Source organism: Mucilaginibacter sp. KACC 22773 (assembly GCF_028736215.1).
In the GTDB taxonomy this organism is placed as follows: Bacteria; Bacteroidota; Bacteroidia; order Sphingobacteriales; family Sphingobacteriaceae; genus Mucilaginibacter.
This window is the reverse complement of record NZ_CP117883.1, coordinates 1,572,664-1,590,502: the sequence shown is the minus strand read 5'-3', so window position 1 is coordinate 1,590,502 and position 17,839 is coordinate 1,572,664. Positions and strand designations below refer to the sequence as shown.

The following is a 17,839-nucleotide window of genomic DNA, read 5'->3' as shown; positions in this document are numbered from 1 at the left end:
GTGAAATCGTTATGAAGAGCATTTGAGTTAAACCAATGTTCTAACCTACCGTCATTGCGAGGCACGAAGCAATCCCCTACATGCTAAGTCCCACATACTTCGAGATTGCTTCGTACCTCGCAATGACGGATATTAGATATTGATAATAAGATACTTATAAACAAACACTCAGCACTCAAGACTCCCGACTCAAAACTATCTTTACTTATCTGCATTAATAACTATTTTCTTTTCTTTTAACCCCACCGAGGTAGCGGTTAAAGTGATTGGCCCAGCATGGCTTCCGTCTGATTGGATAATAACCTGGGCCAGGCCATTGAACAGCTTTCTTTTCCAGGTGGTAGCAGGGGCCTTAAACTGAATTACGCCGGGGTCTTGGTTAGGGTTATCCCAGGGGTGCAGTTTTTTGATAGGTAAGGCAACAATAACTATGCTGTTTTTCCCTGGCTTTAAAAAGGCTTTGCTGATGTTAAACACATCCTGGTCTTTATGATAATCGACATTGGCAGCCAGCAAATGGCCATTAAAATATATCGATTGCTTGCGGCCAATGCTTTTATAAAAAAAGGTGAGCGGGCTTCGCGTTAAATCATCGGTTAAATTAATACTGCCGCGGTAAACCCAGGCTTTTACGCTGGTATCACTTATATTGGTAAATGCCTTTTTCCAGCTGCTATCATCAAAGGTTTCGGCTGTTTCGTTTTTGCGGATGGTATCGGGTACCGGCAATTCTTTCAAGGCCTCAATGGGCATATTTACAATCGTTTCCAGGTACTTATCGGGCTCAAGCGAGGTCGGGTTGCCATTGCCTACCCCTATAATTCTGCCGGGGCCTTCAATTTTAAAACTTATTTCATTATTGGCATCGGGCACCGCCAGTCCTTTTTTGTCAAGCAGGCTAACCTTAATTACGGCTACATCCTGCGCATCGGCTTTCAGGGTATTTTTATGCGCTTCAAGCGCGATGGCTTGTGGGGTACCGGTAGTTTGCACGGTTTCGGTTAATACCTGTTTGCCGCCGGTATAGCCAATTGCCTTTAGCGTTCCGGAACTGTACGGAACCGTCCATTCCAGGTGCCCTTTTTTGGCCATGGCTTTTTTGCCCTGGGTTTTACCGTTTAAAAACAGTTCCACTTCGTCGCAATTGCTATAGGCCCAAACGTTTATGGGCTGGCCTTCTTTACCTTTCCAGTTCCAATGCGGCAACAGGTGCAGCACCGGCTTGCTGCCCCACCAGGCCTGCAGGTACCAGGCATCATCCTTGGCAAAACCGCACTGATCGAGCATCCCAAAGTACGACCCGATAGATGGCCATCCATAAGGTGTAGGCTCGCCCCGGTAATCAAATCCCGTCCAGATAAACATACCTGCTAAAAATGGCCGTTTGGCATAGTATTGCCAGCCTTCTTCAATGCTATAGGCATTCGGCCTTGGCTTGGCATCGTACGCAGATTTATAATGGAGCGAATCGTTAGAGAAGTAAACCCCACGGGTAGCAAAGGTCGATCCTTCCTCGGTGCCCCAACCCTTTTGCTGCGGGAATTTCTGGTGCTGCGCGTCGGGGTTTTCCTGTGCTATGTAGTTAAAGCCTATTAAATCCATCACACCCGATAAGCCCTGCCCCCAACCGCCGCTAAATGCCGCCGTAACCGCGCGGGTGGTATCCAGGCTTTTTACAAAGGCTTGCATGGTGGTAGCAATCCGTGCGCCTGTCTCCGAGTTTTCTATCCCCCATTCCTCGTTACCTACCGACCAACTGATTACGCTTGGATGGTTGCGGTCGCGGTCAATCATTTTTTTAAGGTTGCCCAGGTGGTAATCATCTATACCCATCAGCCGGTTCTCATCAATCACCAGCATGCCCAAACTATCGCAGGCATCCAGCAATTGGGGCGCTGGCGGGTTATGCGAACAGCGGTAAGCGTTACTGCCCATTTCTTTTAAACGGGCAATTCTATAGTACTGCAGTTCGTCGGGTATGGCTGTACCCACTCCCGCGTGCTCCTGGTGGTTATTGGTGCCCTTTATTTCCAGCCGTTTAGCGTTCAGGTAAAAGCCGCTGTTGGCGTCAAAACGCAGGGTACGTATGCCAAAGCGTGTTACATATTCATCAACAGGTACATTATTTACCAAAATGGTGGTAACCAACCGGTGCAGGTAAGGCGTATCAATCGACCATAATTTAGGGTGCGCTATTTCCAGCTGGCTGCTATACTCTCCCGTTTTAAAAGGTTGCAGGCTATTGCCGTCAGTTTGTTTGGTAGTCAGCAAACGGCCTTGGCGGTCATAAACTTTTTGTACGATGGCAAAATTGTCTGCCCCGGTATCGTAATTGCTTATATTAGTTTTAACGGTTATTTGCGCCTTGCCGTTACCAACAGTGCTGCTCACAAATGTACCGTTGGCGGCAATATGCAGCGGCGATGTTTTATTGAGCCATACATGCCTGTAAATGCCGGCCCCTTCATAAAACCAGCCCTCTTCCATAGTGGCATCTACCCTTACGGCGATGGTATTATCGCCGCCGTAGTTTAAAAGCTGGGTAATATCATATTCAAAACCGTTGTAGCCGCTTAGCTCGGTACCCAGGTAGTGCCCGTTTACCCAAACTGTCGAGTTGCGAAAAACGCCATCAAAAGCAATGGTGATATGCCGGCCATAATCCTCCTTTGTTACAGTAAACTTTTTTCGGTACCAGCCAACGCTGCTTTCCGGAAAATTCCGGCCCAGGGCTTTGAAGCCATGGCTATAGCTCCCTTTTTCGCTAAAGCCAAGTTCGGTGGCCCAATCGTGCGGCAAATCAAGCTTGCGCCAGGGCCTATCATCAAAGTCAGCGGCGGCAGCACCATCGCCATAGCCAGCTTTGGCAAAATAAGAGAAATAGCCGGTGCCGTTGTTAAAATCCTTAGCGGCATCAAACGGATGCCCATAGGCAAACCGCCAGCCGGTATCTATACAAATATGCGCCCTTGATTTTTGCCCGCTGCCGGCTGTTTGTGCTGACACAATAAAAGGGCAAACGGATAACAACAGCAAAAGGCGCAACATTTTCATATATCTATTGGATAAACACTAATTTTTTGAATTGAGGTTGATAATGTGCCCTAAAAATAATTGTTAAAAGCACAGCTATCTAAAAAATGTGCTCTGGTGATATTATTTGAGTATATTTTGGTAAAATAGTATCGATGGGGAGAAGCTAAATGCAAAATGCAAAGCTTAAAGCTACCATATTAATTTGCAATGTGGCAACTAACGTGTTTACACATTTTTTATTAAATGAACCGAATGCCATACGAACGAATAGAGGCGGAAAGAAGTAGTTTCTCCCCGCCCCTTACTTTCCCATACGCCTGCTGGTTCGTATAGCATTTCATAACATTGAAGGGCCCCTGGAGGAACGGCGAACCTCCATGCGACATTGCAAAACAACGGGGTTTTCCCGCCTAATTTTACCCGTTATTACTTGCGTCAAATTCCACAATCCATTCAATACCATATTTGTCCCTGAACATGCCGGCATATGTACCCCATGGGGTATCGCCAATAGGACCTTCCACGTCTCCGCCTGCCGACAGGCCGTTAAATATTTGCTCGGCCTCTTCCCGGCTATCGGCGCTCACATATATTTTCGACCGGTTTTCGGCTTCGCTCACCCGACCCATAAAACCGGGAACATCATTGGCTATTAGCACATTGTTTTTACCCAATGGTAAACCAATGTACATGATTTTATTGGCCTCATTTTCTGCTATCGGCATTTCGGGGCCCGATATGTCTTTGAAACGGATGATCTTTGTAAACTCGCCGCCAAAAACCGATTTGTAAAAAGTGAATGCTTCTTCGGCATTTCCATTGAAGTTGATCCAGGGATTAATTGCTCTCATGATTTTTATGTTTTAATTGTTAATTAGTACGGTTTATAAATTCTTAGGATAAAGTTGATAACAGGTCTTCCAGGTTTTTTAATGTCATGGTAAAGCCTATTTTGAAGCCTTCCAATAATTTCTCCATGCGTTCAAACGATTCATTAAAAATGGTGATGTTCACTTTTGTTATCCCGTTTTGTTCGCTGAAATTGTAATCCCATTCAGAACCCGGCAGTTCGCGATTTTCGTCTTTATCAGCAAACGCGTTGTACATCTTAAAATTGGTTTTCGGGGTAATGGATGTAAATTCCTGCACAGACCAACGCTCCTGCCCATCGGGGCTTATCATCGCGTAAAATCGCCGCCCGCCTACTTCAAAATTCATATACTTAGTTTTGGCGCGCATGGGTGCAGGCGCCCCCCATTGATCCAGTAATTCGGCTTTGGTAAAGGCATCCCATACTAAAGATTGCCCGGCGTTGAATTCCCTGGTTATAAATACCGTTTTCGCTGCTTTGTCAACGTTAAAATCAAATAGCAAATCGTTGTTCATTTTTCTGTTTTTTTAATTGTTGATAATAGTTGGTCCAGTTGATTGAATTGAGTTTCCCAGCTTTGCCTGAACTGGGCTAACCAGTTGTCGAATTCCTGCATTTTTTTTGCGTTAAAGTGATAATAAATCTCCCGGCCACTCTGCTCGGGTTTAATTAAATCACATTCGTGTAATACTTTAATATGTTTTGATACGGCCTGCCGGGTCATATCAAATTTTTGGGCCATGGCATTTGGCGTTAATGCCTGTATGGCAATTAACGTTAAAATAGCCCTGCGTGTCGGGTCGGCTATGGCCTGGAATATGTCTGGTTTCATTTTACAAACGTTCAAATAAGCAACCTACTGGTTGCAAATATATGTGCAACTTTTGAGTTGCGCAAATTTATTTGCTTTTATTTTTTAAAGGGGAATAAATGCAGAGGTTTAGTGATTTGCCATAGGTTCCGATTCGTACAATTTAGTGCGTTTAACTTCATTGAAGTTTGTTATGAACAATTATTTGATGAACATCGTTACTTTTAATTTACAAAGAGATAAAACCATGGCAGAAAACAAATTAATAAGAATGGACAATATGGGCATCGTTGTAGAATCCCTCGATAACGCCATATCCTTTTTTACAGAAATAGGCCTGAAGCTTGAAGGACGGGCTACCGTGGAAGGCGAATGGGCGGGCCGCATTACCGGGCTTGGTTCGCAGCAAGTAGAAATTGCCATGATGGTTACCCCGGATGGTCATAACCGCCTCGAGCTTTCGCGGTTTGTTACCCCTCCTGTAATTTCAGATCATCGTACAGCCCCGGTGAACGCGCTGGGCTACCTGCGTGCGATGTTCACTGTTGAAAACCTCGACGAAATGGTGTCCAGGCTCAGCAAGCACGGCGCTCAGCTTGTAGGCGAGGTAGTTCAGTATGAGAACTCATACCGGCTCTGCTACATTCGCGGAACCGAGGGGCTTCTTATCGGCCTGGCGCAGGAACTGGGGAGTCACTGAGTTTCTCCGCTCTTGTTGAAGGTGACAACATAGGTGTTCGGAAGACTTTTTAGTTCCCTCCCCACGGGAGGGGTGCGGTCGGAAATGAGCGCAAAGGCAGGGAGGGGTCTATACGAGCGGCGAGTTGCAAAGCTGCTTGAACGGCTGATTTAACCCCTACCTCCCCTTCCCCAGGGAAGGAATCGCACATCCCTGCGCTTTTTTTATTTCTTCCGAACACCTATGGAGGTGACAACACCAACAACGGCGGGTACCAGCAAACTAAACCACCTCCGATTTTCTTTCAAACAAAGTTGTTCCCTGACTATTTCCGCGCCTGGCTGATTACAGCACTTATTGGAGCAACCATGGGAGCAGCTCCGAATTTCTCGGCAAGTTCTTTTTCCACTTTAATTTTTATCTCGTCTACCCAGGCCGGGTTGCGCTTTTTAATGTCCTCATAAACAGGGCCCCATGCTACAAGACCATCTGCTGCTTCTTTTGCCGTTGGACTAACGGCAAAAAGTTGTACTTTTTCTATTGATATTTTTGCAAACCCGGCATGCTGTAATAATGGTGTTATTACAGCTTCATCACTCATCGAGGTAGCAAGATTATAAGATTCGGGCAATGGCTCTTCCAGGTATTGCTGTGCGATAGTTCTGCAGGAATATGACGCAGCGTTGTTCTCCAGCTTATCCCATGTTGTAAATAAAAATAAGCCACCCGGTTTTAGCACCCGGTATGCCTCTGCAAACGCCTTTGGCTTATCCGGAACAAACATATACCCGAAGCAACATATAACCATGTCGATGCTATTGTCATCAAAAGGAAGTTGTTGGGCATCTATATTCTGCCAGTCGATATCAAGATGGCTTAATTTACTTTTGGCTACGGCCAACATATCCTCGCTAATATCTGAAGCGATTAGTTTTGCCGCGGGTGGAATACGTTCCCGGATATGGCGGGTAACACGGCCTGTTCCGGCAGCAATTTCCAGTACAATAGAAACCCGGGCTGGGTCAATTCGTTTTGCAACTTCGATGGCATATGGTTCAAAATATAACGGACCAAAAAATTGATCATATTGAATCGCAGTTTCTCCCGGCAAACCAGGGGAAGGTGCTTTAGTCGATATATCATTCATGAAACATTAATTTTATATTTTAAGAAACAGCACAGCCGTTACCTCCGGTTACCATTCCATTTGCATCATTTTCTGTCCCAACGGAATCTCTCCAATGGTATAAAGTTAAGGCAAAACACAGGTAAATAATAATGAATTTCTGTCTTCGCGGGGACAGTAAAGGGCCAAAACATCCCCCGGTGGCAATCTCAATTTCGGTGATCTCGTTGTTCCATCGTGGCTGTTTACTACAAACTGTTAAAAAACTACAGTGATAAAAAAGATTAGGCAGCACTTCATATAGTTATAGGTTGAAGCTAAGTTAGATATTAACTGAGGTTATTATCACCTTAATAAGACGCAATTTTTATCATGGATGAGCAACAAATAAAGCTGCTTTGGTACAACAAATATACTCTGCTTATTGCCGCAGTTTATCAATTATCACGATAAGAAGATATACGGCCCCACCGCCGGTAAGGATTACATCTAATATTACGAACAGGTTACCCAATACAGGTCCAAGCGAAGCATGTGTCCATGCATAAAGAAAGAGGAAATTACCCAACCCGATGATGGCTATTGCAAGTAAAGTCTTATATCTTGTTTTCCAGTTGCGCATTAGCGAATGTACAATATATTGCTTTTCTCCTCATCATGACACTCCCATTACCATCCTCCCCCATCTACGTTAAAATGTATCATTCTTCCCCACTTCCGTATAAATGGTGCGGCAAAAGGCGCTCTACATTTGTGTCATAATTAAAACAACAAAACAATGGCAAAAACAATTTTTATTACCGGCGCCTCACGTGGTTTCGGTAAATTATGGGCCGAAGCATTACTGCAACGCGGCGATAAAGTAGTAGCAACAGCCCGCGACCTAAGTACCCTTGATGACCTGGTAACCGAATACGGCGACAATATTTTACCCCTGCAACTGGATGTTAACGACCGCGCCGCCGGCGTTGCAGCCGTCAACAAAGCAAAAGCACATTTTGGCAGCATAGATGTACTGATTAACAATGCCGGCTACGGTTTATTTGGTACTATTGAAGAAACTACCGAGCAGGAAGCCCGCGGCCAGATAGAGACCAACTTTTTTGGTTTGCTGTGGTTAACCCAGGCCGTATTACCTGTAATGCGCCAGCAGGGCCATGGCCACATCATCCAGGTTTCGAGCGTATTGGGCCATGCTACCCTGCCGGTGCTGGGTTTATATAATGCATCAAAATTTGCCGTGGAAGGCCTGAGCGAAACGCTGGCTACTGAAGTAAGAGGCTTTGGCATTAATGTTACCCTGATTGAACCTAACGGCTTTGCAACTGATTGGGCCGGCGCCTCATCTGCACAAACCGTGGCTATGCCCGAGTATGATGCCGTGCGTGCCGCTTTCCAGGCCGGCATAACCGATGACATTTTTGGTATACCCGAAGCAACCAGCGACGCCGTATTAAAGCTTATTGACAGCGAAAACCCGCCGTTGCGTTTGTTATTGGGCAGCCAGGCTTACCCATGGGTAAAACAGGTTTATGATGGCCGCATTGCCGAGTGGGAAAGCTGGAAAGAGATATCGGCCGCCGCACAGGGCAAATAATTTTAATGGTATTACACTGACATAATTTACGCCGGTTTTCGGCGTAAATTTGTTTTGTTATTTAACGTTATGCAGCATTTTAAAAATTTAGCCGATATGCACCGTGCCAACGGTTACGCCCCGCCCGAGAACCCGCTTATCAGCATACAGCGGTGCACGCAAACCTGCAGCCTTGGCGACAGGGAGTTTACATCCGATTTTTATATGATAGGCTTTAAAAAGCTAAAGTCGGGTATTATCAAATATGGCCGTACCAAATACGATCATGATAACGGCAGCATGATGTTTGTAAAACCCCGGCAAATCATTGAATTTAGCAGCGTGGAGTATGAGGACGATGCTTTTATCATCTTCATCCATGAGGATTTTTTGAACGGCCATGTGTTGCATACCGAGATCAACAAATACCCTTTTTTTGATTACGAAACCAACGAGGCGCTACACCTCTCGCCGCAGGAAGAGCAAATCATCTGGGACCTTTTTTACAAAATAGATACCGAATACCGCAGTAATACCGACGAGTACAGCCGCGATATTATGCTTACGCACATCGATTCGATGCTTAAATATTCGCAGCGGTTTTATAAGCGTCAGTTTATCAACCGGCGCGAGCTATCGGGCAAAACTGTTTCAAAATTCAATGATGCACTGGCCACGTACTTCAAAAAAGGCTTATTAGTTACCCAGGGACTGCCTTCGGTAAGCACGCTGGCATCACGCCTCAACCTGTCGCCACGTTACCTGAGCGATCTGCTGAAACAGGAAACCGGTAAAACAGCCATCGAACTAATCCATATTTACCTGGTAAACGAAGCCAAAAACCGGCTCATGGGCGATGATCAAAGCGTATCTGAAATAGCCTACCAACTCGGTTTTGAAAACCTCCCCTATTTTTCGAGGCTTTTTAAAAAAGAAACGGGTATTAGCCCCAACCAGTTTAAAAAGCAGCTGGTTAACTGATGTGGTATGCACAAGCACTTGCTAAATATAATATCTCAAAAGGGACCGCTAACAGAAGCTGATAATGATTTATGCAAAGCATGTTTTGAGCCGGTGTTGTTGCCTAAAAACAGAATTGTTGAACAAGCCGGATACATACCCCAATACTTGTATTTTGTTGTAAAAGGCTTTATGCGTATTTTTCATTACAATGAAAATGGCGACGAAGTAACAACTCATATTAATTGTCCGCCCGGCTTTTTAACTTCTTACTTTCATTTCATCAATCAAACTAAAGCTGATGAAAGTGTAGAATGCATTACCGAATGTGAATTGCTTAGGATCACAAAAACCAATTTAGACAGGCTAACCAGTAAAAGCGCAGCGTTTAAAGATTTCAGTATTGAAGTATTTCAGCAATCTATAGCTTACAACGAGAACCGTTCAAAAGAACTTGCCACATTAACAGCAGAGCAGCGATATAAAAAACTTATCGAAAACTATCCGGCTATCATTCACCATGTACCGGTGCAATACATAGCTTCGTTTTTGGGCATGAAACCCGAAAGTTTGAGCCGTATCCGCAAACGGATGCTTTCCTAACATTTGTCAAGTGGATTAGCTTTTATTGTCGGCAGATTTGAACCATTAATTATTAAAAAATAAGCAAATGGAAAATCAGCAGCTATCATTGGTTAACGGTGCAAATGGGCATCTCGGCAACAATTTAGTACGACTCCTTATCAGCAAAGGCATTGCGGTACGTGCGTCGGTAAGGAATATTAATGATAAAAAAACTTTTGAAGGATTGGATTGTGAGGTGGTTCAATCAGACATTACTGATAAGCAATCGTTGGTAAGGGCACTGCAAGGTGTAGATACCTTTTATGCAGTAGGCGCTGCGTTTAAGCTTTGGGCCCGAGATCCCCAAAAAGAAATTTATGATGTAAATATCCGGGGCACCAGGAACATGATAGAAGCAGCCGCAGAGGCTGGGGTTAAAAGAATTGTATACGTGAGTTCAATAGCCGCGCTAAATTATACCACCACCCCGGCAAAGGAAAGTTACGGTTATAACCCGGACCGCAGGGATGTGTACTATAACTCAAAAAACGACGGCGAACAACTGGCTTTTAAACTTGCAAAGGAACTTAATATAGAGTTGGTAGCTGTATTACCGTCGGCTATGATAGGAGGTGAGGCTTTTGCGCCATTAAATGTATCGTACAATATTCTCAGGTTAATTCTGCAAAAAGAAATTCCGGTAGAAACAAACATAGCGCTTAACTGGGTAGATGTAAAAGATGTCGCCGAAGGTTGTTATTTAGCGGCAACAAACGGGACCAACGGAGAACGGTATATTCTGGCAAATGAAAAATGTACATCTATTAAAGATACTACCAAAATGGCACAACAGCTTTTCCCCGAATTAAAAATCAAATTACCGGTAGCAGTGCCAAAACTTATTTTATTTGTTATTGCCTGGTTAATGGAATTAGGAAGTAAAATGAATGGGAAAGCACCATTATTGAGCACTAAAGACATTGCTATGTTTTCGGGATTGCAACAGGACTTCTGTTTAACAAAATCGAGAAAAGAATTAGGCTTTAATCCCACAAATACCGACATGGTTGTAAAAGAATCAATGCAATATTTGATCAGCAATCAATTGGTGCAATTAAAGATCTCTTAAACCCGCTCCGCCCTTGGTGGAGTTGTCTCCATAGGTGTCCGGAAGACTTTTTAGTTCCCTCGCAACGGGAGCCGTCGGAAATGAGCACAAAGGCAGGGAGGGGTTTATACGAGCGGCGGGTTGCAAAGCAGCTTGAACGCCTGATTTAACCCCTACCCCCACCTTCCCCAAGGAAGGAATCGCACACTCCCTCCGCTTTTCTGTCCCCGCGCAAGTCATATCCCGAAAGCCGCGTTTATGCGCGATGATTATCTTTATCGGCTCTATCCGCCAATTCGTCTATTCATCCCGGCCAAACGACGATTATAGGAGGCGGTACTCCGGGTAGTTACTACCTTTAAACGATATAAAACAGCCATCCTGTAATTTAAAATGATGAAGAAGTTTCAACCAACCTGGTCGCGGCGGGAATTCCTGGCCGCGGTTACCCTTGCCGGAGCCGGTACCGCCATAATGCTGAACCCACTGGCCGCCTGGGCAATTGATGAGGTAGACCCACGCGTAGCCAAAATAGTAGCCGATACCCTGGGTATTGACACCCACAATCATATCGACCTGCCACTAACAAGCGCAGATGTACCCGGCCCGGATATCAACCTGGCGGGAGAAATGAAAAAGTCGGGCTTAGCCGCCATCTGCATGACATTCGCCGTTGATTATCAAAAACTGCAAAACCCCGGCGATGCCTACGAGCGGTTTAAAAACGGCCTGGCTTCAATGGACAAGCAGCTGGCCCGTAACGGTATGAAGCGCTCCCTGAACATGGCCGATCTTAACTCTGCCCATAAAAAGCACCAGCCCACAGTTATCCAATCGGTAGAGGGTGGTCATTTCCTCGAAGGACACATCGAACGGCTTCAAGAAGCCTATACCCGCGGCCTCAGGCACCTGACACTCCTGCATGACAGCGATGCCGCGGTACCGCTGGGCGACGTTTTTACCAACCCTGCACGCTGGGGAGGCCTTACCGCTTTTGGTGCCGACGTTATCCGCGAGTGCAACCGCCTGGGCATCCTGGTCGACCTGGGGCATGCCAGCGCCGAAACAGTGGCCGCCGCACTTAAAGTGGCCAAACACCCGGTAATCATTTCGCACACCGGCCTTGATACCCAATTGGGGCAAAACGAGAACATGGCCCGCATGATGCGCCCCCGGCTCATCAGCAAGGAGCAAGCTAAAATCGTGGCAGATACCGGGGGCGTTATCGGCGTTTGGACGCACCTGGCCGACTCGGCATCTGAGTATGCCCAAAATATCCGGGCGCTGGTTGATGTTGTGGGGATAGATCATGTTTGCATCGGTACCGATACCAAACTAACCCCGGCTTACAGACCAGCGGGCGGCGGTTTCGGCCCCAAACCGGGCGAACAAGGCCCGCCACCGGGCGGCATGCCCGGCAACCGTCCTGATGGCCCACCTGCGGGCGATAAACCCCATGATGGCCCTGGTGGCGGCCCCAACCGTGGCAAAATGGACGGCGGTACCAACCAAACCTGGCCCGATCAAAAGACAGGGTTTTATTACACCGTAGTAGAGGCGATGCTGAATACTGGTTTTAACGCAGATGAAATAGGCAAAATAGGCGGCGGCAACTTTTGCCGGGTGTTTGATGCAGCCACGGCCGGCAGCCACTAACCTGCAGATGACTGGCCTGGAGCAAAGTACTTAACTTATTGGAAGGCCCTGGGCGGCTATAGTGATGGTAGGCTAAAATAAAACGAGCTGCCAATACCTGCCTTACTTTCAAACCATATGGTACCGTTGTTTTTTTCGACCAGTTCTTTACATAATAAAAGTCCGAGCCCGCTTCCTTTTTCGCTGGCTGTACCATAAGTTGTGTACGACGAAAATTTATCAAATATTTTTGCCTGGGCTTCTTCGGGAATGCCTTTCCCGTTATCTTTTACAGTTATAACGGTAACAGCATCCTTATTTTGGGCGCTCACTGTAACGGTATCACCTGCTTTCGAAAATTTCACGGCATTCTCCACCAAATTCCTGATCACGATATCAATCATTGTTTCGTCGCCATAAACAGTTCCGGGCGTGGTACCCTCCACCCCGGTTACCAGCACTTTCTTTTCGGCGGCCCGTTCTTTCAGCAGGGTTATATTTTGTTCAATTACCTTTTGCACATTAAAGTCGGCGGGATTAGCCTGGATACCATCCATCTGGCTTTTTGCCCAATACAGCAGGTTTTCGACCAGATGTGCGGTTATTGTAAGCGTATCGGATATTTTCTCAATCCAATACTTACCTTCCTCTTCCGATAGGCCATCCTCTTTTATCATATCTATCATATGGCTGATGGTATGGATAGGCCCCCGCAAATCGTGCCCTATAATAGAAAACAGCCTGTCTTTTACATGTACCAGTTCTTCCAGCTGCAGGTTTTGCGCCGATATATCTTTGTTTTGCAGGGCCAGTTGTTCGCTAAGCTTTCGTTTCTGCGCGTAATTTCTGAACAGCACAAAGGCAAATATGAGTAACGAGATAGCCCCTGCCGTTAATAAATCGCGCCTTAGTTTTACCCTTTCCAGCTCTTTTTGCCCTATAACCTTATCTTTACTCAGCAAATCAATTTGCCGTTGCTTTTGTTCCAGTTCATATGACGATTGTATATTCCGGATAACTTTTTCTTTTTCTGCGGTTTTCAGGCTGTCGTTCAAAGCAACTTCAAGGTTCCTGTAATATAGCGCTTCCTTATAACTGCCTTTTTTTTGATTGGTTAGGTACAGTACCTTATAAGCGGTTGCAATAAGTTCAACAATACCCGATTTTTTGCTTTCTTCCAATCCCTTTTGTGCATAGGTCATACTCGCATTGTAATTACCTGTATAATAACTGGTAAGCGCCAGGCCGTTATGGCAATAAGCAATATCCTCATCGTCGCCGTTTTTTTGCGCAATAGCAAGTGCCTTATAAAAATAAACCTGCGCCCGTCCGTACTCTTTTTTGGCAACATAGTTTTCGCCAATATTATACATTGCAACGGTTGTGTTTATAGGATTTTTGCCTCTTTTCGCAATAACCAGCGCCTGGGTATTATATAGTATGGAAGAATCGGGCTGGCCTTTTTTCTTAAAAATTTCGCCTAAGTTTATCAATAAGCTCACTACCCCCTCATGTGTAGGGTCATTTTGTTTCAGGGCTATTTTATACGCTTGCCTGTTGTAATAAAGCGCTTTTGAATAATCCTCAATACTAATGTACATGCCACTGATGTTATTATATTCATTGCCGGTTAATCCTTCCATCCCCAGTTTTTGGCTAATGCGTAAAGACTGAAAATGGCATTCCAGCGCTTCGGGCCACTTGCCTTTGTATCCCAGGGCCACCCCTTTTGAAACATAGGCCAGGGCCACACCTTTTTCAAAATGAATTTTTTGTGCAAGGTCAAGCGATTTTTGCGCCATTAGAAGGGCGCTGTCGGCATTTCGGCCCCAGTATTGCCTGGAAATAGAATAATAGGTATTTACGCGGTCGGTATCGTGTTTGGCTGTTTTTAGTTTCTCAAATAAAACCTTTAAATGATCGGCCTGGGCCAGGCTGGTGGATGGGGCCGCAGTAACCAGTAAACTGCATATAACCAGGTGCCATATATAAAAATACAGGTTATGCGTAAGTAAAGGTTTTCCCATACAGTATAATTTAAATTAATTGGAACTGTTAATATAACGTTAAATGAGCAATCTTAATAAGATATACAGAAATAAGATATTACCATATTTATTAAATATAGTATCATACCAAATGCTTTCATTTATGTATATACTACGGTGGTATAGGAGCGGGCGTTGTCCTTTATCTATACGATATTTCGCTACTGCACCAAATGTGGCTACAATAACAGGAGTGCAAATACGAAATTTCAATATTTATCCCGCTTTCAGTCGCCAGGTTTTGTAAAGGGAAATTCTAAAATAATTTCGGTACCTTCTGTTAGTTTGCTTTTTACTTTTACGTTACCGCCTAAAGCCTCAACCTGGGTTTTAACCATAAAAAGCCCCATGCCCTTGCCTTCCATAGTGGTATCAAAACGTTTGTACAAGCCAAACAGGCTGGCGGCATTTTTGTCAAGATCAATCCCCTTGCCATTGTCTTTAAAAGTCAGTCTTATTTTATCTTTATGCTGATGGCTTTCGATATGAATAAGCGGCACAATGCCAGCCCGGCGATATTTGATGCTGTTTGAAATAATATTGTAAAAAATACTGTACATGAAACTTCGTATGGAAAATATGGCGCTGGCCTCATCAAAAGCGCATTCAAAATAAACGTTTTCATCTGCGATGATATGCTGCATATTAACCTTAATATCATTTACCAGGTTGTTAAAATGCACTGTTTCTTTTTGTTCGTTTACCACCTTGCGGGTTTGCAGGATATGGTTAAGGTCCTGTATAACGGTGTCGATATCTTTTGCAGATTGGGCGGCTTTTTCAAGCACTTCACGCATTTCAGTCAAGGTGCCATCTTTTTCATCAACCAGGTACGAGAGTCCTATTATATTGGCCACAGGCGCGCGCAGATTATGCGATATGATATAAGTAAACTGCTCCAGGTCTTTGTTTTGCTGGATAAGATCGGCTGTTATCCTTTCGCGTTCAAGCCCGGCAATTTTATGCGCGGTAATGTTTTTGTTAGCCACCACAAAACCACAGGGATTTTGCTCACTGTTTTTTATAACAAACCATTGAATATGGTACCATTCAACAGTGCCGTCGTTTTTTGGATAACTTAATTCATACTCGGCGCTTCCGTTCCTGACAACTTTATCCAGCATTTCTTCCATAAAAGCCATTCTTTCTGCCGGAAAATAACCTTTCATGGCCTGGCCTGTCTTCAGTGTTTTATTTCGGCGTTCTTCAGAATACTTTTGCGCCTGCGCGTTAAATGAAACGATGTTCAGCTCGTCATCAAACAGCACATAAGCTATATCGGTGTTGTCGAAAATGGCGCGCAGGTTTGCTTCCGATTTTTGAAGCGCTTCCTGATCTTGTTTACTCTGGGTAATATCTGTAACCATGGCAAGGGCGCCTTTATACCTGCCTGTTTTATCAAAAATTGGATTGGCAGATATATTTGTCCACACATCTTCCCCATTTTTTTTAACGTACCTGATATTTAAATTTTCTTTGGCCCCGTTTCTTCGCCTTTCCATGCAGGCTATAGCGTAGGCCTTCCCCTCTTCGTCCATAAAATCATAAAGTTCCTTTCCCATCATTTCTTCTGCGGAGTAGCCCAAAATTTCGGCTATTTTGATGTTTACAAAATTTGTTTTTTCGTTTTCATCAATTGTCCAGATGCCTTCCTGGGCGGTTTCAACAATTTGCCGGTACAACTCCTCACTTAACCTTAGTGTTTCCTTTTCGGCTTTAACCGAAGTGATATCCCTGATAATCCCCTCGGCCCTTATTAAACTCCCCGAAGGATTCAGTATGGGGATAGTCTTTTTTTCCACCCAGCGCGTCGTTCCGTCTTTATGGATAATGCGGAACTGGCTGCTTGCCTGCTCGCCTTGTTCTAACTTTTTTTGTTCATTAACAACGATGTCGTTATCCTCTGGGTGCACCAAATTAAACCACAGCCCGTTAGCGGCAATAAAATCGGCGGGTTTATAACCGTATAGTTTTTCGCATGCCTGCGAAATTTGCAATACCTGCATATTTACCATATCAACAGAAAAGAAAACTTCATCCATGGCATTAAAAAATGTCATTAAATTATCATGGTTGCTTTCCTGTGTTTGCATCTTGCGGGATGTAGGTTTATTAGGTAATATGAAAGTAATAACGTTTGGTTTAAAAAATACAACTGTATACTGCCCCGGACCTGAAAACGCAATTTTCCGTTTGTTAATCTACGTTAAGTAAAAAAGGCCCGTCATAATTAAAAAGTTCTTTAGCAATAAAAACGAGTTTCGTATTATTTAAACGTGATGGGTGTTATCCATACCGAATGTAATATACGCATATTACAAAAACATATAAAAAGCTATTTTTAAATATATTGTCATCGCTACAAGGCAATGACACTATTACAAGTTACTGATTTTCAATAGGTATTAAAATATTCACTGGTTACCTTACTCGTTTTTCGCTGCCGCGAACCAGTCTTTCGGGAGCATTGGGGCCGGCAGGTCAATATTTAATTAAGCAAAATTGGCTAATCATTCAGCATAATTACCATATCCTTTATTTTTTTAATAAGTTTATTAATTCTCTTTTTTGAATCATCCTGGTTCATTTTACAGGCCAAGTAGTGGAATTGGAAGTGTTTTTTTCAAAATATCCATTGATTTCCGTCTATATAGCATATTAACATATTGTGCCCTGGGTAAGCCCGATATGTAAATGTCATTAGTTTAATACAAATATTTTATTTTAGTTTGTATCATTGGATACCGGTCTTGTATCGCAATAAACCTAATTTAATTATAAGCAATCAAAAATGTCGTGCAATTTGTCTGACTTAACGGATATTGTAAAAGAAATAGCTGTGCACGACAGTTATTCCGCTTACAAAAAGTTATTCGGATTGCTATTTCCACCAATAAAACGCTTTTCATACAGCCTGTTAAAATCACCGGAGCTTGCAGAAGAGGTAGCATCTGACGTATTGATTACTTTGTGGCGAAAGCGGGATTCTATTACCTCCATCAATAATATTAAAGTATATGCTTTTGTAATTGCAAAAAACCTGTGCTTAAATATTTTAAAAAAGAATTCGGGCGGCAGAATAGTTTCACTGGATGATATTGCAGTTAATTTACGGATTGATAACACAACCCCCGAGTGGATCCTGATTAACGACGAATTGAGGATAAGCCTTAATAATGCTATCAACGAATTGCCAACCAGGTGTAAAATAATTTTCAGGCTGGTAAAAGAAGATGGCCTGAGTTATAAAGAAGTTTCTGAAATACTTGACATATCTATAAAAACAGTTGATGCTCAACTTGTTATTGCCACCAGGCGCCTGTCTGTTTCTATTAAAAAGGAGTTTAACCTTAGCCCGGTAAAAAAATATTAAAAATTTTTAGGGAGAATTTCTGGTTTTGTTGTCCTTCGGCTTAATTACCCAA

General features: G+C 43.9%; 14 protein-coding genes. 7 read left to right on the top strand and 7 right to left on the bottom strand.

Annotation, left to right across the window (positions count from 1 at the left end):
* Positions 1 to 201: 201 nt before the first annotated feature.
* From galA to PQ469_RS06945, 4 genes are all read right to left on the bottom strand, one after another.
* Positions 202 to 3,054, bottom strand: coding sequence for a beta-galactosidase GalA (gene galA, locus PQ469_RS06960; RefSeq protein ID WP_274212295.1), 2,853 nt, complete (start codon positions 3,052 to 3,054; stop codon positions 202 to 204).
* Positions 3,055 to 3,452: 398 nt separating this feature from the next.
* On the bottom strand, positions 3,453 to 3,887 hold the full coding sequence (locus tag PQ469_RS06955) for a VOC family protein (RefSeq protein ID WP_274212294.1): 435 nt from the start codon (positions 3,885 to 3,887) through the stop codon (positions 3,453 to 3,455).
* Positions 3,888 to 3,930: 43 nt separating this feature from the next.
* Positions 3,931 to 4,422 (bottom strand): SRPBCC family protein, encoded by a 492-nt coding sequence (locus PQ469_RS06950; RefSeq protein WP_274212293.1) that lies wholly within the window; start codon positions 4,420 to 4,422, stop codon positions 3,931 to 3,933.
* Entirely contained in the window at positions 4,419 to 4,739 is a 321-nt protein-coding gene (locus PQ469_RS06945; RefSeq protein ID WP_274212292.1) for an ArsR/SmtB family transcription factor, read from the bottom strand. The genes PQ469_RS06950 and PQ469_RS06945 overlap by 4 nt, the downstream gene beginning before the upstream one ends.
* Positions 4,740 to 4,911: 172 nt before the next feature.
* Here PQ469_RS06945 and PQ469_RS06940 point away from each other — a divergent pair, with 172 nt between their 5' ends.
* On the top strand, positions 4,912 to 5,418 hold the full coding sequence (locus PQ469_RS06940) for a VOC family protein (RefSeq protein ID WP_274212291.1): 507 nt from the start codon (positions 4,912 to 4,914) through the stop codon (positions 5,416 to 5,418).
* A 304-nt stretch (positions 5,419 to 5,722) separates the two neighbouring features.
* On the opposite strand, the gene PQ469_RS06935 is transcribed toward PQ469_RS06940, so the two are convergent.
* Positions 5,723 to 6,544 (bottom strand): class I SAM-dependent methyltransferase, encoded by an 822-nt coding sequence (locus PQ469_RS06935; RefSeq protein WP_274212290.1) that lies wholly within the window; start codon positions 6,542 to 6,544, stop codon positions 5,723 to 5,725.
* Between the two features lie 757 nt (positions 6,545 to 7,301).
* Here PQ469_RS06935 and PQ469_RS06930 point away from each other — a divergent pair.
* The 5 genes from PQ469_RS06930 (at position 7,302) to PQ469_RS06910 (ending at position 12,387) form a co-directional block, all read left to right on the top strand.
* Positions 7,302 to 8,120 (top strand): SDR family NAD(P)-dependent oxidoreductase, encoded by an 819-nt coding sequence (locus PQ469_RS06930; protein WP_274212289.1) that lies wholly within the window; start codon positions 7,302 to 7,304, stop codon positions 8,118 to 8,120.
* Between the two features lie 69 nt (positions 8,121 to 8,189).
* A complete protein-coding gene (locus PQ469_RS06925; protein WP_274212288.1) occupies positions 8,190 to 9,080 on the top strand; it encodes a helix-turn-helix domain-containing protein in 891 nt (296 codons plus the stop codon).
* A gap of 6 nt (positions 9,081 to 9,086) precedes the next feature.
* Positions 9,087 to 9,662, top strand: coding sequence for a Crp/Fnr family transcriptional regulator (locus PQ469_RS06920; protein WP_274212287.1), 576 nt, complete (start codon positions 9,087 to 9,089; stop codon positions 9,660 to 9,662).
* Between the two features lie 67 nt (positions 9,663 to 9,729).
* A complete protein-coding gene (locus PQ469_RS06915; RefSeq protein WP_274212286.1) occupies positions 9,730 to 10,752 on the top strand; it encodes an NAD-dependent epimerase/dehydratase family protein in 1,023 nt (340 codons plus the stop codon).
* A gap of 372 nt (positions 10,753 to 11,124) precedes the next feature.
* On the top strand, positions 11,125 to 12,387 hold the full coding sequence (locus tag PQ469_RS06910; RefSeq protein ID WP_274212285.1) for a dipeptidase: 1,263 nt from the start codon (positions 11,125 to 11,127) through the stop codon (positions 12,385 to 12,387).
* Positions 12,388 to 12,443: 56 nt separating this feature from the next.
* On the opposite strand, the gene PQ469_RS06905 is transcribed toward PQ469_RS06910, so the two are convergent.
* On the bottom strand, positions 12,444 to 14,393 hold the full coding sequence (locus PQ469_RS06905; protein WP_274212284.1) for a tetratricopeptide repeat-containing sensor histidine kinase: 1,950 nt from the start codon (positions 14,391 to 14,393) through the stop codon (positions 12,444 to 12,446).
* 248 nt (positions 14,394 to 14,641) lie between these two features.
* On the bottom strand, positions 14,642 to 16,507 hold the full coding sequence (locus tag PQ469_RS06900; protein WP_274212283.1) for a PAS domain-containing sensor histidine kinase: 1,866 nt from the start codon (positions 16,505 to 16,507) through the stop codon (positions 14,642 to 14,644).
* Positions 16,508 to 17,205: 698 nt separating this feature from the next.
* Here PQ469_RS06900 and PQ469_RS06895 point away from each other — a divergent pair.
* The gene (locus PQ469_RS06895; RefSeq protein WP_090644191.1) at positions 17,206 to 17,787 is read left to right on the top strand and encodes an RNA polymerase sigma factor; all 582 of its coding nucleotides are present in this window, start codon (positions 17,206 to 17,208) and stop codon (positions 17,785 to 17,787) included.
* Positions 17,788 to 17,839 lie beyond the last annotated feature (52 nt).